The organism is Candidatus Flexicrinis affinis, assembly GCA_016716525.1.
Lineage (GTDB): Bacteria > Chloroflexota > Anaerolineae > Aggregatilineales > Phototrophicaceae > Flexicrinis > Flexicrinis affinis.
The window spans coordinates 273,938-288,140 of the sequence record JADJWE010000007.1 but is presented as its reverse complement, the minus strand read 5'-3'; the positions used below and the strand labels follow the sequence as shown (position 1 = coordinate 288,140).

13 protein-coding genes are annotated in these 14,203 nt (G+C 62.7%); 2 read left to right on the top strand and 11 right to left on the bottom strand.

Features of this window, described 5'->3' with window-relative positions; all coding sequences use genetic code 11:
• Positions 1-47: 47 nt before the first annotated feature.
• Together IPM16_18860 and IPM16_18855 are read right to left on the bottom strand one after the other, a co-directional pair.
• A complete protein-coding gene (locus IPM16_18860; protein MBK9125164.1) occupies positions 48-956 on the bottom strand; it encodes a hypothetical protein in 909 nt (302 codons plus the stop codon).
• Positions 953-2,095 carry a hypothetical protein gene (locus IPM16_18855; GenBank protein MBK9125163.1) on the bottom strand — a complete coding sequence of 381 codons (1,143 nt, stop codon included), beginning with the start codon at positions 2,093-2,095 and terminating at the stop codon, positions 953-955. The genes IPM16_18860 and IPM16_18855 overlap by 4 nt, the downstream gene beginning before the upstream one ends.
• A 193-nt stretch (positions 2,096-2,288) precedes the next feature.
• On the opposite strand from IPM16_18855, the gene ccsA reads away from it, so the two are divergent.
• Together ccsA and IPM16_18845 are read left to right on the top strand one after the other, a co-directional pair.
• The gene (gene ccsA / locus IPM16_18850; GenBank protein MBK9125162.1) at positions 2,289-3,035 is read left to right on the top strand and encodes a cytochrome c biogenesis protein CcsA; all 747 of its coding nucleotides are present in this window, start codon (positions 2,289-2,291) and stop codon (positions 3,033-3,035) included.
• Between the two features lie 15 nt (positions 3,036-3,050).
• Positions 3,051-3,188, top strand: coding sequence for a hypothetical protein (locus IPM16_18845; GenBank protein MBK9125161.1), 138 nt, complete (start codon positions 3,051-3,053; stop codon positions 3,186-3,188).
• A gap of 68 nt (positions 3,189-3,256) precedes the next feature.
• Here the strand turns inward: IPM16_18845 and ilvD are convergent, their stop codons facing one another.
• The 9 genes from ilvD to odhB form a co-directional block, all read right to left on the bottom strand.
• The gene (gene ilvD / locus IPM16_18840; GenBank protein ID MBK9125160.1) at positions 3,257-4,972 is read right to left on the bottom strand and encodes a dihydroxy-acid dehydratase; all 1,716 of its coding nucleotides are present in this window, start codon (positions 4,970-4,972) and stop codon (positions 3,257-3,259) included.
• A gap of 60 nt (positions 4,973-5,032) precedes the next feature.
• Entirely contained in the window at positions 5,033-5,824 is a 792-nt protein-coding gene (locus IPM16_18835) for an MBL fold metallo-hydrolase (GenBank protein MBK9125159.1), read from the bottom strand.
• Between the two features lie 135 nt (positions 5,825-5,959).
• Positions 5,960-6,598 (bottom strand): ThuA domain-containing protein, encoded by a 639-nt coding sequence (locus tag IPM16_18830; GenBank protein ID MBK9125158.1) that lies wholly within the window; start codon positions 6,596-6,598, stop codon positions 5,960-5,962.
• A gap of 56 nt (positions 6,599-6,654) precedes the next feature.
• The gene (locus tag IPM16_18825) at positions 6,655-7,725 is read right to left on the bottom strand and encodes a Gfo/Idh/MocA family oxidoreductase (protein ID MBK9125157.1); all 1,071 of its coding nucleotides are present in this window, start codon (positions 7,723-7,725) and stop codon (positions 6,655-6,657) included.
• Between the two features lie 198 nt (positions 7,726-7,923).
• On the bottom strand, positions 7,924-8,823 hold the full coding sequence (locus tag IPM16_18820) for a carbohydrate ABC transporter permease (GenBank protein MBK9125156.1): 900 nt from the start codon (positions 8,821-8,823) through the stop codon (positions 7,924-7,926).
• Positions 8,823-9,791: a sugar ABC transporter permease gene (locus IPM16_18815; protein ID MBK9125155.1), complete on the bottom strand. Its 969-nt coding sequence runs from the start codon at positions 9,789-9,791 to the stop codon at positions 8,823-8,825. The genes IPM16_18820 and IPM16_18815 overlap by 1 nt, the downstream gene beginning before the upstream one ends.
• A gap of 9 nt (positions 9,792-9,800) precedes the next feature.
• On the bottom strand, positions 9,801-10,868 hold the full coding sequence (locus tag IPM16_18810) for an ABC transporter ATP-binding protein (GenBank protein MBK9125154.1): 1,068 nt from the start codon (positions 10,866-10,868) through the stop codon (positions 9,801-9,803).
• A 127-nt stretch (positions 10,869-10,995) separates the two neighbouring features.
• The gene (locus IPM16_18805) at positions 10,996-12,399 is read right to left on the bottom strand and encodes an extracellular solute-binding protein (protein MBK9125153.1); all 1,404 of its coding nucleotides are present in this window, start codon (positions 12,397-12,399) and stop codon (positions 10,996-10,998) included.
• Between the two features lie 498 nt (positions 12,400-12,897).
• A complete protein-coding gene (gene odhB, locus IPM16_18800; GenBank protein ID MBK9125152.1) occupies positions 12,898-14,187 on the bottom strand; it encodes a 2-oxoglutarate dehydrogenase complex dihydrolipoyllysine-residue succinyltransferase in 1,290 nt (429 codons plus the stop codon).
• Between the last annotated feature and the right edge of the window lie 16 nt (positions 14,188-14,203).

Below are 14,203 nucleotides of genomic sequence, written 5' to 3'. Positions count from 1 at the left end.
CACCGCCGCGGCGGGCGAACGCCGAGAATGTTTGTCAGTACCGGGGCTTATCCCTGCGACGGGTTCGGCAGGTTCTGCGGCTCGGAGTCAACGCTTGGCGGCCAATCCTGCGATCGCGGCGGGACGCTCAGATATGGCGACGCGTGCGCCAGACGTGCAGCGACTTCCACCACGCGCACCGATGCGAACACGAATCCGGCAAGGACCGTCAGGCCAATAAGACCGTACACGACAAATCCGAGACGGTCCGGCTCGCTCAACATCCGGTTGATCATCCCCGCCAGCCAAAACACGCCGCCGAACAGCGTGATGCCGCGCACCGCCAGCGCCACCGGCAGCATTACCGGGCGCCACTGCGGGGCCAGTGCCGACGCGATCGCCGCCGAGACCGACAGCACAGTGTCCATCACCGTCCACAACACGACCCACATTGTCAGATACAGCGCGTCGAACGGCGTGAACTGCGACCCGGCGTACAGGTCGCGAATGAGGTCGATAGCCAGCATCAGCAGGCCGACGCGCAGGATCGTGACGATGGCGGTGTCGCGGCGCAGCACCCACAACGACGCGGCGATTTTGCCGAGCGCGATTGCCCGTGCGCTCTGCTTCGTCAGGACCAGCAGGTCCCACGTATGATTGCGCTGCTCGCGCTGAACGCTCATCACGGCGAGTCCGCTCGACACCAGCGCGACGACGAGGTAGTGCGCCAGATTCATCGTGATCAGCGCAATAGCGCCAATGGTGTAGACCGCCTCGCCCACGGTATCGATATTCGAGATTATGGGAATTGGGGGAAGCCGGACGCCGAGTACGCCGACCAGCACGGTAAACGCGCCCGAAGCGATCAACGCGGGGACGAGCAGCACCAGCGCCAGCAGAATCCAAAGCGTCGGGCTGCGGTTGGTACGCAGCACGTAATCTTGATGTCGTACTTCCGCACGATAGACCGGATTCACGAGATCAGGCCGATTTCCTTCGCCTGATCCCAGTCGAGCTTGCCTTTGCCAGCCTGAGACGACTTGCTCAAGTCCTCGAGCACATCGAGATCGAAGAGTTGATCGGCGTCGCCTTCGACCGCGATGTCGTCGCTGAACAGCGCGTCGAGGTCGAGGTCTTCGATCGGTTCGAGCGTCAGCTCCGGCTGAGGTTCGTACTCGGGTGTCGTTTCAATGAACTCCGCCTTCGCCAGCGGCACTTCGAGCGTCGAGTCGCTGCGCTCAAGCCGGACAGCCTTCAAGCGCGCGGTCGAACGCACCGGCTCCGGTTCGTCCGTCGTGGGCTGCCAGATAAATGCGTCCGCGCCGATCAACGCGATGATGTCCTCCGCGCCGCGCCGGCCAAACCGGTTGACCGCGCCGAACTGGCGCGCGCCGTTCGACCCGCCGTATAGCACGCACAAGAAGTGATGCAGCCCGATCGACAGCACGAACACGGCGTACGACTCGCCGTCGTAGAACTGCACGGTCGAGATCTGGCCGCCCACCACATCGCGGACGTCACGCCCGGTCTTCATGGTCGGGGCCAGCATGCCCACCAACCGGTCGGAATCAAGCGTGCCGAGCGCACCCTTCGACACGACTAAATGGCCAGTGCGGGCGGCCAGCAGCAGACCCAACGCGCCGAGATCGATTTGAAGCTGTTCCAGTACACGGTCAAGCGCAACCGGATCGACGTGGGGGATGTGCGAGCTTTCGGGTTCGGTCATGAGCGGGATGGCGGCGGTACGGCGAACCGCTTCGCGGATGCTGCGGCGGTGAATTGCCGCCTCGACGGCGCGCACGAACGAGATGGCATTCCCACGGCTGATCACGACGACCGAGTCGTGGGGGGCTTCCTCGTCGTCTTCGGTGACCAGCACCACGGCGATGTCGTCGTTGTGGTTGGCCACCTGTGCGGCGATCTCGCTGCCGGACTGTGCGTCAAGTTCTTCCGCGACGACCAGCAGTGTCGCCCCGCGGTCGATCTCGCGCATCGCAGCTTCCACCGTTGGCGCATCGACCTGAACCGGCACGAGATCCAGCAGTTCCAATGCACTGCGGACCATCCGTCCAGCGGTTCCCGATGGATCCAAGGTGATGATGCGCGCATCAGCCATAGTGTCAACCCTCACGCTGTAAACATGGCGTATGTCGCCTGTGTTGTGGCGGACTCACATTATACTCGACCATTGTACGCCAAACCGTGAAGCTCTTGCGTTGCATTCTCTAGGCAATTCTTCCCAGGGTTTGTATACTTTTGGAGCTTTACACAGATTTCTTTAGGTTCGAGACAGGCAGGAGTCTTCACCTATGAGTGCAGTCACGCAATCCCCCGTTACACAAGTCGAAGTCGCACGCACCCCTATGCCTCGCCGGTTGTTGATCTTGACGGTCGTCACGGCCGTCGCGGTCGCCGTCGGCACCGTTCTGGCGCTGTTCGTCGTCAGCCCCGACGCCGACCAGGGAGACGTTCAGCGGCTGTTCTACATCCACATGCCATCCTTCTTCGGCGCGTTCTTTGCGTTCGGTGCCGCGGTTGTTGGCGGCATCGGATACTTGCGCACGCGCAACGTCAAATGGGACACGCTTGCCCTGAGCGGCATCGAGGTCGGTCTCGCCTGCTCGATCGTGACGCTGGCGACCGGATCGATCTGGGCGCGCCCGATCTGGAACACGTGGTGGACGTGGGACCCGCGCCTGACATCCGCCGCCATTATGGCGCTGACCTACGCGGCGTACCTGATGCTGCGCGGCGCCATCGAGAACCCCGATCAGCGCCGGCGCTTCGCTTCGGTCTACGGAATCATCGCGTTCGTCACGGTGATCTACACGCTGGTCATCATCCGCATTCGGCCGGACACCATCCACCCGGTCGTGATCGGCGCTAGCCCGCAGAGCGCCGAAGGTACCTTCGAAGCCACCGTCGGTACGGCAGTCGCGCTCGTACCGAACCTGATCATCTGGGGCGTACTGCTGCCGCTGACGTTGATGTGGCACCGCATCCGCCTTCAGAACCTGCTCGAACGCGTCGCCCGCCGCCGCGCAGAGCGCGACTAACCGGAGGATTCACACATGCCGCAAACCGCTGAATACCTGTACTTGGGCGTGGCCGTCGTCATACTCGTCATGGGTGGCCTTGTCTTTAGCATGTGGACTCGGCTGCGCAGCGCCGAGCGAGCCCTGCACGAACTGGACGCCGACGGGAACTAGCCCGCTGCATCCCGCACCCGACGCAAACGAAACGGCGCTCCGGTAACGGAGCGCCGTTTTCGTTCGGATTAGGCGAGAACGTTGGTGGCTGCGCCGTCGTCCGCTTGCAGCGCGGTGTTGGCGTATTTGCGCAGCACGCCGCTGGCATAATGCGGCTTGGGCGCGACCCACGCCGCCCGCCGCGCCTCGAGTTCCGCGTCGCTGAGCAGCACATTGAGGCTGCGCGTGGCGATGTCGCACTCGATAATGTCCCCCTCGCGCACCAGTCCGATCGGCCCGCCGACCATCGCTTCCGGCGCGACGTGCCCGATGCACATGCCTTTGGTGGCCCCGCTAAAGCGCCCGTCGGTGATCAGCAGCACGTCCCGGCCGAGGTTTTGACCGGTTAGCGCCGCGGTCACGCCCAGCATCTCGCGCATCCCCGGGCCGCCCACCGGCCCCTCATAGCGGATGATGACCACGTCGCCCGCCACGATGCGGTTGTTTTGCACCGCATCCATGGCGTCCTCTTCACGGTCGAACACGCGCGCCGGTCCCTTGTGATACGGCGGTTCGTCGCCTTTGCGCTTGATCACCGCACCGCGCGGCGCGAGATTACCCTTCAGCACCACCAACCCACCGCTGGCGTTGATCGGCGCGCTCAACGGCGCGATCACGGTCTGGCCGGGCGTCTCACGGGCTGATGCAGCTTCCTCGGCCAGCGTGCGCCCGGTGACGGTGCGCGCGTCGGCGTGGAGGTAGCCGCCTTCCACCATGCGCTGAACGAACAGGCGGATACCGCCGGCGGCGTGCAGATCGACCGCGGTGTACTTGCCGGTCGGCTTCATGTCGACCAACAGCGGCACGTGACTGCTGATCGACTCAATATCGTCGAGCGTGAACGGGATGCCGGCCTCGCGGGCGAAGGCGAGCGTGTGCAGGATGGCGTTGGTGCTGCCGCCGCTGCCCGCCGCGCCGACGATCGCATTTTCGAGACTCTGGCGGGTGATGTAACGCGAGGGCCGCCAGTCGCGCTCGATCAGGTCGAGGATCATCTCGCCGACGCGGGCCGCCGCGCCCTTCTTCTTTTCGGACACAGTGACTTTGTCATCGCCCACAGCCGGCACGTCGTTGACGCCCATCGGTGAAATGCCCATCAGCTCGGCGACCATCGACATCGTGTTGGCGGTGAACTGCCCGCCGCACGCCCCCACGCCGGGGCACGCTTCGTTCTCGATGGCAACGAATTCGTCATAGCTGATGCGGTTGGCGGCGTATGCGCCAATCGCCTCGTACACGTCCTGAATGGTCAGGTCGCGGCCGTTGTAGTGGCCGGGGGCGATGCTGCCGCCGTAGATCATCACGCTCGGCAGATCGAGCCGCAGCAGCGCCATGATTGTGCCGGGGATGGTCTTGTCGCACGACGAGATGGCGATCACACCGTCGAAGTAGTTGGCGCGCGTTACCAGTTCGATGCTGTCGGCGACCATCTCGCGGCTGATCAGGCTGGCCTTCATGCCTTCGGTGCCCATCGTGATGCCGTCGCTGATGCTGACAGTGTTGAATTCGAGCGGCGTGCCGCCCGCCTTGCGGATGCCTTCTTTGATCGCATGGCTGAGGATGCGCAGGTGGTTGTGGTTGCACGGGCCGATCTCCGTCCACGTGTTTGCCACGGCGATCAGCGGCTTCTTGAGGTCGTCGTCAGTCAGGCCAATCGCCTTCAGCATCGCGCGGGCGCCCGCACGCTTGTCGCCTTCGACGAGCGTCCGGCTGCGGGCATTCAGTTGGGTTGTTACATCTGGCATGGTCATTAGGTGGTGTCCCAAAAGGTGATATGCGGTTACCAGTATAGCGCGCCGTGCGGCTTACGGCGTCAAGACAACCCACCGATAACTGTCACGATCTCGCGCCACAAAGCCGACGCCGGGAAATGCGAAGTGATAGCCGAATACGCGCCGTTGCTCCACGACCGCCTTTTCGAGCAAGGCTCTCCGCGACGCGGACGCCATCGCCGGGTCGGCATCGAAGCGGAACGCCCAATCCGGCCTCGCCAGCGAGATCACGTTGTTGTTGGCCGCGTCCATGACCATCAGCAGCGACGTACCCTCGTTTTCAAGCAGAAACGCGGTGTGGCCGGGCGTGTGCCCGAATGCCGGGATCGCCGTGATGCCCGGAAGCCATTCGCCACTGTCCGGCATCACGCGCAGGCGGTCGGCGTGTGTGTACGGGGTCAGCCGCGAGAGCGACGCGGCCTGCGCATCGAACTCGGTTTGGCCGATCATCACCGTCGCGTTCGGGTAGACACCGGTCGTGTCGTCCGACAACCCGCCGACGTGATCCATGTGGCTGTGCGAGATCAGAATGTCGGTGATGCTGGCTGGATCGACCTCGAGGAGCCTGAGGGTCGGCAGCAGCCGGCCCGCGTCGCCGCCGATGCCTGTATCAATCAGGATCTTGCGGTCGGCTGTTTCGATGAACATGACGTTGACGGTAGACATATAGACGGAGCGATTCAAGCCGTTGGCTGCCAACAGTGCGTCTAACTCCTCGGCCGACGCGTTCGCCGCGAGGTTGGCCGGATCGCCTTGCGCGTGACGATCTTGAACGACGGTCAGCGCCCAGCTTCCCAGCGCCATCTTGTAGAAAGAACCGAACATATCTCATGTCTCCCACGATTTGTGTGCACATGGGACTATACCGCATGAGAATCCATCGCCGAATCAAACAGGGCAGCCTCTCTGGACTGCCCCGTTCATACCTTGTATGCTGCATCTACGCCTTCGCCCTGCCGCCTAGAGGCAGCCCGCTGCCCACAGTAGGCCGCGCCGCACGATCTCGCGCGCTTCTGGCACGTCGAAGTCGCCGATGACGTGTCCCAGCGATGTGTAGAAGACGCGGCCATTGCCGAACCGGCGCGTCCAGACCACCGGCATCACTGTGCCATCGATCCAGTTCGCGTGCTCGCCGTTGAACGTGGTGGTCGCCAGCACGCTGTTGGATGGATCCACGTGCATGTAATACTGCTCGGAGTGCATATCGAAGTCGGGAAGGCCCGCTGTGATCGGGTGTTCGTTGTCTGTGATATTCACGCGGTAGTCGATGACTCCGCCCGGGTGTGCGACCCACTGGCCGCCGACCATGAACTGATAATCGGGGTTGTTGCGGAAGGCGTCGGCCATCCCGCCGTGCCATCCGCCACAGTTCACGCCGCCGTCCCGGATCGCGCCTAGCAGCGCCTTCTCCTGTTCAGGCGCGATCGTGCTCATCGTGTACAACGGCACGATGAGATCAAGCGACGCCATGAGGTCTGTGTCGAGGAAGCTGTCGAGCGACTCCGAGCGCGTGACGTGCATGCCGGCGTCGGTCAACAGTCGCGCAAAAAGCGCCGATGTCTCTTCCGGGTCGTGACCCTTCCAACCACCGTAGACGATGAGTGCTTTACCGTTCACTTCCGTATTTCCTTTTGCGCTGTCAGTCGCCGCCCGGCTCAGAAGGTCAACACCGCCGGGCGCTCGACGGTGGACTCCAACTCGATAAAGCGGCGCTCGGTGGAGGACTCGTCGAACGCCAGCATCGCATCGAGGACGTGATAGCCCAAGGCGCCAGAGGCACGGTGCGGCGTGCCTAGAGCGATGCTGCGGGCCATGTCTGCAACACCGACCCCGCGCATGTAGTCGGCACCCGGGCAGGGTGCGACCAAGTCCCATGACCGCGTTTCGGGCGTCCAGACCGATACGTTTCCGCCGAACCCATTCGGGTCCGGCACCATCATACTGCCTTCGGTCCCGTGGATTTCGATGTTCGGCAGGTGATGCTGCCATGTATCGAAGCTGGTGATTATCGTGGCGATCGTGCCGGATACGAACTCGATCGTGCCGGCATAATGCGTGCTGACCGTCACCGGCAGACGCTGCCCCCGGATCGCCTCGTGATTGGCTATGCGTTCGTTGAAGGCGCGCGTCGTAAACGCCGCAATACCCCGGATCGGGCCGAAGAGGTTGATCAGGGCCGTAAGGTAGTACGGACCCATGTCAAGCATTGGGCCGCCACCCTCGGTGAAGTAAAACCCAGGGTTGGGATGCCACGACTCCGGCCCATGGTTGGCCATGAACGCTGTCACTGAGATGGGACGCCCGATGCGGCCCTCGTCGATGGCTGTGCGGCTGGTCTGCCCGCCGGACCCGAGGAATGTATCCGGGGCGCAGCCCACGCGTAGACCTTTGCTCTCCGCAACTTCCACGATCGAACGCCCGTCGCTCCGATTGAGTGCAAGCGGCTTCTCTGTATAAACGTGCTTTCCGGCGTCGAGCACGCGCAAGCACGTTTCGTGGTGTGCGTTCGGAGTCGTCAGATTTACGATGATGTCGATGTCGTCGTGGGCGAGCAAGTCCTCGAGGCTCAACGCTTGGATGCCGTTGGCCTGCGCGAATGCCTGCGCCTTCCCAGCGACAAGGTCCGCGCACGCTGCGAGCGTAACATCATCGGGGAACATCCTCAGGCCGGTAACGTACTGCGGCGCAATGTTGCCGCAGCCGATCAACCCAATTTTCATGGGCATCTGACATCTCCTTGTGCGCGGGGAAATTTGACAGCATGCCCTCCCGATCCGCGCGTCAATACGGCTCGGTTCCGGCGGAACATGCACATGTGCGTACATTGTAGCGACAAATCCAAATCACGTCGCAACAACCACTGCGAACCAAGCCTGCCGCCGACAGCAGTAGCTGGCAGCGGCGGCTGATTACGTGCGCTTCGATCAGCCTTTGACGGCGCCGAGCGTAAACCCTGCAACGAACCGGTTGAGGAAGATGTTGTAGATGAGCGCGACCGGGATCGCGACGATGATGCCGGCGGACATGATCGACTGCCAGAAGTAGACGTCGCCGCGGATCAATTCGCTCGTTACGCCGATGCTGATGACCTTCTGTGCGCTCACGCTGACGAACGCCAGCGCGTAGATGAACTCGTGCATGGTCAGCGTGAACGAGAAGACCACGACGGTCAGCAGACCCGGCAGCGCCAGCGGCATGATCACGCGGACGACCCCGCCGAACCGCGTGTAGCCGTCGACGGTCGCCTGTTCTTCGATGTCGGCCGGAATCGACTTCATGAAGCCCATCAACAGCCACGTGCAGAACGGCACGGTGAAAGTGGGATACACGAGGATCAGCGACCAGATCGAGTCGCGCAGGCCGAGCAGCGTAATCACGCGAGACATCGGGATGAACAGCAGGGTCGGCGGGATCAGGTATACCATGAACATCAAGATGCCGAGCTGTTCGCCCAAACGGCCGGAGAGCCGCGCGAGGGCATACGCGGCCGGGACGGCCAGCAGCAGTGTGATCAACACGACGGCGATGCCGATGAAGATGCTGTTGCCGATCCACACGGCGTAGTTCGTCTCGTTGAACAGCAGCTTGAGATTATCGAGCGTCGGGGACTGGTTGAAGATGAACGGGTTGTTGATCGGCCGATACAGGTCCTGATTGGTCTTGAACGTCGCAATCAGCATCCAGTAGAACGGGAAGGCCGCGAAGATCGTAAAGAACGCAATGATCACGGCCTGGAGCCCGCCCCGACCAAGCCGGTTGACGCGCCGCCGTGCCGGGGAGGGGATGTGCGGCCGGTACACCTTGACGCTCGTCTTTTCGGCCATCAGCGCACCTCCGACCGCCGCGCGATGCGCAGCAGAATCATCGCGAGACCGAGCAGCACCGGCAGCATGAAGATGGCGGTTGCCGCCCCCTGCGAGAGGTTGCCGCCGTCGATGCCTTTGTAGTAGGCGTAGCTTGCCAGCACTTGTGTGCTGTTGTCCGAGCTTCCGCGCGTGAGCACGTGGATGATGGTCATGTCGGTGAACGTAAAGATCACGCCGAACAAGAACGCCACGAGGATGATCGGACGGATCAGCGGGATCGTGACTTGGAAGTACGTGCGCCAGAAACCCACGCCATCGACCTCGGCCGCGTCCTTGACGTCCTGCGGGATCGATGACAGCCCGGCCATCAAGATGACGGTCGACATCGGCAGCATGCGCCAGATTTGCACGAGGATGACCGAAAACGGCCCATACTGCCCGAGCCAGTACATATTGGGTGCGGGTGAGATCAGGCCGACACGGTCACCCTGCATGCCGAGCAGACCGATCTGCCGGAAGATCCAGTCGATCGGGCTGTACACCGAGTCGTACATCCACAACCACCCGATCGAGCCAATCGCGATCGGCGTGGCCCACGGCAGCAGAATCAGCAGGCGGACGAACCACTTCCCGGGGAAATTCTTCATCAAGGCCAAAGCGAGGATATTCCCAAGCACCACCATCGACGCCTGAGAAATGATCGTGAAGCCGATCGAGTTGCCCAGCGAGCGGCGGAATACCGGGTCGTTGAGCACCGCCCCGAACGTGTTGAAGCTGAGTCCGTCGATTTCCGGGCTGGCCATCGTGGCGTCGCTGAAGCTGAACAGGATCGCGGTAATCAGCGGGATTCCCACCAGCAGCACAATGTAGATCACAGCCGGGAGCAGCATCGCCGACGCGAGAAAGCGCTCCGAGTCGAGCAGCTTGAGCATCCGGCTTTGACGGCGCTGCAGGTCGCGCGTGAGGGGCGGGGTTGTCGTCGTCATGACTCGCCTCTACGCCGTGCTGGCCGTGTCGCGCAGGCTGCGGAGCGCGAAGGGCGTCGGGGCGATGCGCTGGCCGGTGGACTTGTCGAAGTAGCTCAGATGACGGCGGTCGACCGTCATCGGGCAGATTGCGCCCGGCTCCGGCGTGTAGTCGATCACCGACGGCAGCTCGCCCACGACCTTGACCGGCCCGTCGGCGCTTTCGATCGTGCCGTACAGCAGGCGTTCGGAGCCGAGAAACTCGACCCGCGTCAGGTGAAAGTCGATAACCATGGGGTTCGGCGTGTCGGGATGCACCGCTTCGGGCAGGAAGTTTTCCGGCCGAAAGCCGAGCAGACACGAGTCCGTCTCGACCAGATTCATCGGCGGCGTGCCCAAAAATGTTGCCACAAATGTGTCGGCGGGCAGTTCGTAGAGGACTTGGGGCGTGCCGAGCTGGTGGATCAGGCCATCGCTCATGACCGCGACACGGTCGCCCATGCCCATCGCCTCGACCTGATCGTGCGTGACGTAGATCGTCGTAACGCCCAACTGCCGCTGAAACTGTTTGAGCTCGTCACGGGCCAACGCTCGCAGCTTGGCGTCGAGGTTGGACAACGGCTCGTCCAGCAGGAATACGTCGGGTTCGCGCACGATGGCCCGCGCCAGCGCCACGCGCTGACGTTGACCGCCGGAAAGCTGTCGCGGCTTGCGGTTGAGCAGGTGGTCAATGCTGAACATGCGCGCCGCCCACTGCACCTTGTCGTCGATCTGCTGACGGGTCATGCCCAGCGGGCGCAGGCTGAATGCGATGTTGTTGAACACCGACATGTGCGGGTAGAGTGCGTAACTCTGAAAGACCATCGCCACGTTGCGAAGGCGGGGCGGTAGGTCGTTGACGACGCGGTCGCCAATCTTGATTGTGCCGCCGGTGGGCTTTTCGAGGCCGGCGATCATCCGCATGAGTGTCGTCTTGCCGCTTCCCGAGGGGCCGAGAAGCACCAGAAACTCGCCCTCTTTGATTGTGATGTCGATGCCGTCTACTGCTTTGACGTCACCGAAGTGTTTGGACAGCTTCGCCGTCTCGACAACCGCCATCGTACTCGTCCTGTTCCATGTGCCGCGCTGCCGCCCGATAAAAGCACGCTCACGACTCGCTCCCCTGACCTCCGAAGATCGAGAGGAGCGAGTCGTCAGTGCGTGCGATGTCGTTGCGTGGCTAGGGCTACGCGCCGCCGCCCATCAAACCTTCCGCCTTCCAGCGTTCGAAGATCGGAACCATCTTGGCTTCGGCGTCGGCCGCGGCCTGTTCCGGCGTCATCTCGCCGCGTGCGACAGCGGAGAACATTTGCACGAGGATGAAGGTGTTGAACACTTCGCCGATGGCCGGGTTGGCCGGGCCGGGATGCCCGATTACGGTCGACCAATTCGGCGCATCGCGCAGCACCGCCAGCTTATCGACCGGACGGCCACCGAACGGGTCGAGGTCGAGCCAGCCACCATCCCGCGTCAGCTCCGGCACGAGGTCGAAGTAGGTCGGGAAGTTGTACAGCTTGCTGTTGAACACGATGCTGTCGCTGTTGGCGGTCAGGTGCAGCATGAACTCCTTGGCCGCGTCCGGGTTACGGGCGTGGTTCGGGATGATGTAGATGGGGATAACGTGTTCGCTGACCAAGCCGATGCCGGTTGGGCCGAGCAGCGGCGGGCCGAAGGCGATGTCGTCGGCGATGTTGTAGTCCACCTCGGCGGCCGTGCGGTATGCAGAAATCGAGTTCAGGATGTACGATGCCTGCCCGGCCACAAGAAGTTGGTTGTTGGACGCAGCCGTCCAGCTAAACACTTCCGGGGTCATGCAGTTCTCGTACAGGTTCTTCATGAACTCGAGCGCCGCGATCGTCTCCGGCGAGTTGATCGTGACGTTCTCGTTTGCATCCTGCTCGGTGGCCCCGAACGCCCACAGCACGGCGCGCACGGCGAGGTTGCTGTCAAGCTCGTTGGACATGCCGATGCCCATTTGAATGCCCTGCTCGTTGCGGATGCGGGTGCCGCCCTCGAGCAGGTCCGCCCACGTGGCTGGGCCATTCTCATAGCCCGCCGCGGCCCACATGCTGCGGCGATAGTTGGCCGGATCGGGCACCCAACTGTGGCAGTAGCCGTAGTATTTGCCGGTGGTCGGGTTATACGTCGAACGGCGGGTCAAGTCCACGCGCGTGCCGAAGCGCCGGTCGGCCTCTTCGTTGACGTCGGTCAAGTCCAAGACCGCAGGCTCAAGGTTCGACGGCGGGAACAGGTATTCGATCAGATCATGGCCCTCGCCCGCGGCGATTTCGGCTGCGGCTGCGCCCGGTATGTCGGCCAAGTTGACGTGATCGACAGACACGTTGACGCCGACCATATCGCCCCAAACGCGGGTGAACGGATCGAACCATTTGTCATACTGCGGGACGAAGTGACTCCATTGGAGGATTCGGAGATCACCTGAGAGTTGTTGAGACGGCGCCTGAAAGCGAGGTTCTGCTTGCGGACGAAGGCTCGGTAAAGACCCGGCGGCGAAGGCGGCACCTCCGACACCGACTGACTTTAGGAAGGAACGACGACTGACACCTCGGATCAAGTCTTTCTTGGCCATAACTCTTCCCTCGCAATAGTAAGGCACGCGCCGAAGCGCAAGACGTACGGGTAACATATTTGGAAATGCCGCGTCAACATTGATACAGGCGTCACAAACGTACGTAGGGGAAGCCGGTATCAGCCCGCCGATGGTGTTTTTACGGCGAAATGAGGGGGCATAACCTACGGGGATTCTTGCTGCGTCAACCACGTTGGAAGCGAGAATACGTCGTTCAACGGCAGGGTGAAAGACGGGAGCAGGGGCGATCTTGGGAAGATTGCTGGCGTGTGCGGGGGCTGCAGCTTAGGACACCGTTCTAAACCCTGCCAGAAGGCTTTCGCCCTCTGGACTCCCATTACCGCGGATCGGCCTCGCTCGAGAGGCCAATCCGCAGAAACGGGGTCAAGGGGTGCAAATCCCTTGTGGAGGTGTGGAGGCAACGCCTCCACATACTACATCGTAAAACGGGCGGCCAAGCGGCCGCCCGTGCTGGTTGTGAGGTCGGGAGTCAGGGTGCTATCCCTCGAGCAGAAGCTGCTCCGGTTCCTCGATCAATTCCTTGATCTTCACGAGGAACTGCACCGCCTCGCGCCCGTCGATGATGCGGTGATCGTAGGTCAGCGCGACGTACATCATCGGCCGAATGGCGATTTGGCCATCGACCACCACCGGCCGGTCCTTGATCGCGTGCAAGCCGAGAATGCCGACCTGCGGCGGGTTGAGGATCGGCGTCGACATCATCGAGCCGAAAATGCCGCCGTTGGTGATGGTAAACGTGCCGCCCATCAACGACTCGATTGACAGCGTACCGTCCTTGGCTTGCTGCGCATAGTCCTTGATCGCCTGCTCGATGGCGGCGAAGCTCAGCTTGTCGGCGTCGCGCAGCACCGGCACGACCAACCCCTCTTCCGCGCCGATAGCAATGCCGATGTCGTAGTAGTGCTTGTAGACGACATCGCGGTCCTGAATTTCGGCGTTGACCGCCGGAAACGCCTTGAGTGCGCCGATCGACGCCTTGACGAAGAACGAGCTGAAGCCGAGGCCGATACCATGCTTCTTCTGGAACGCCTCTTTGCGGCGCGTGCGGATGTCGATCACCGCGCTCATGTCGATCTCGTTGAAGGTCGTCAGCATAGCTGCGGTCGACTGCGCTTCGATCAGGCGCCGGGCGATGGTCTGGCGGCGGCGCGAGAGGCGCACCCGCTCTTCCTTGCGGCCGTTAGCGGTGGAGGTCCCGAGGGCCAAGACCTGCTGTGTGCTGGTGATCTTCGCTGGTGGTGCCGCGGGCGCAGGAGCCGATGCGGGCTTCTGCTGCTGCTCGACGTAGCTCTGCACGTCGGCTTTCGTCACCTTGCCGCCGCTGGCCGGGACTTGATCGACCGGCACGTTGTGGGCCGCGGCCACACGCTGCGCGACCGGCGTCGCTTTCGTGCCTTCAGCGCCCACGGCGGGCAGGGTCGCGGTCGGGCGGTCGGAGATGTCGAGCGGGCCGGTCTTGCGCGGGGCCTCGGTCGTCTCTGCCTTCTTGTCGGCGGCGGGCTGTGCAGGCGCGGGAGTACCAGCGGCGCCGTTGGCATCCAACGTGCCGAGCACCTGCTTGGCCTTGACGTCGCTGCCGGCAGGCTGGTCGATCGACGCGACCACGCCGTCCGAATCGGCCGTTACTTCCACGGCGACCTTGTCGGTCTCCAACGTGACCAGCACATCGCCGGCCTTCACGGCATCGCCCACGTTAACCATCCACTCGGCGACTGTCGCCTCGGACACGGATTCGCTGAGTTCCGGTACGGTGATATTCACTGCCATAACACCTGATCTCCCC

Bases quoted from the DNA above. Each gene is read 5' to 3' on its own strand.
- IPM16_18825 (MBK9125157.1), bottom strand. From the start codon at position 7,725: ATGCCCATGAAAATTGGGTTGATCGGCTGCGGCAACATTGCGCCGCAG.
- IPM16_18835 (MBK9125159.1), bottom strand. From the start codon at position 5,824: ATGTTCGGTTCTTTCTACAAGATGGCGCTGGGAAGCTGGGCGCTGACC.
- IPM16_18855 (MBK9125163.1), bottom strand. From the start codon at position 2,095: ATGGCTGATGCGCGCATCATCACCTTGGATCCATCGGGAACCGCTGGA.
- odhB (MBK9125152.1), bottom strand. From the start codon at position 14,187: ATGGCAGTGAATATCACCGTACCGGAACTCAGCGAATCCGTGTCCGAG.
- IPM16_18815 (MBK9125155.1), bottom strand. From the start codon at position 9,791: ATGACGACGACAACCCCGCCCCTCACGCGCGACCTGCAGCGCCGTCAA.
- IPM16_18810 (MBK9125154.1), bottom strand. From the start codon at position 10,868: ATGGCGGTTGTCGAGACGGCGAAGCTGTCCAAACACTTCGGTGACGTC.
- ccsA (MBK9125162.1), top strand. From the start codon at position 2,289: ATGAGTGCAGTCACGCAATCCCCCGTTACACAAGTCGAAGTCGCACGC.
- IPM16_18820 (MBK9125156.1), bottom strand. From the start codon at position 8,823: ATGGCCGAAAAGACGAGCGTCAAGGTGTACCGGCCGCACATCCCCTCC.
- ilvD (MBK9125160.1), bottom strand. From the start codon at position 4,972: ATGCCAGATGTAACAACCCAACTGAATGCCCGCAGCCGGACGCTCGTC.
- IPM16_18845 (MBK9125161.1), top strand. From the start codon at position 3,051: ATGCCGCAAACCGCTGAATACCTGTACTTGGGCGTGGCCGTCGTCATA.
- IPM16_18805 (MBK9125153.1), bottom strand. From the start codon at position 12,399: ATGGCCAAGAAAGACTTGATCCGAGGTGTCAGTCGTCGTTCCTTCCTA.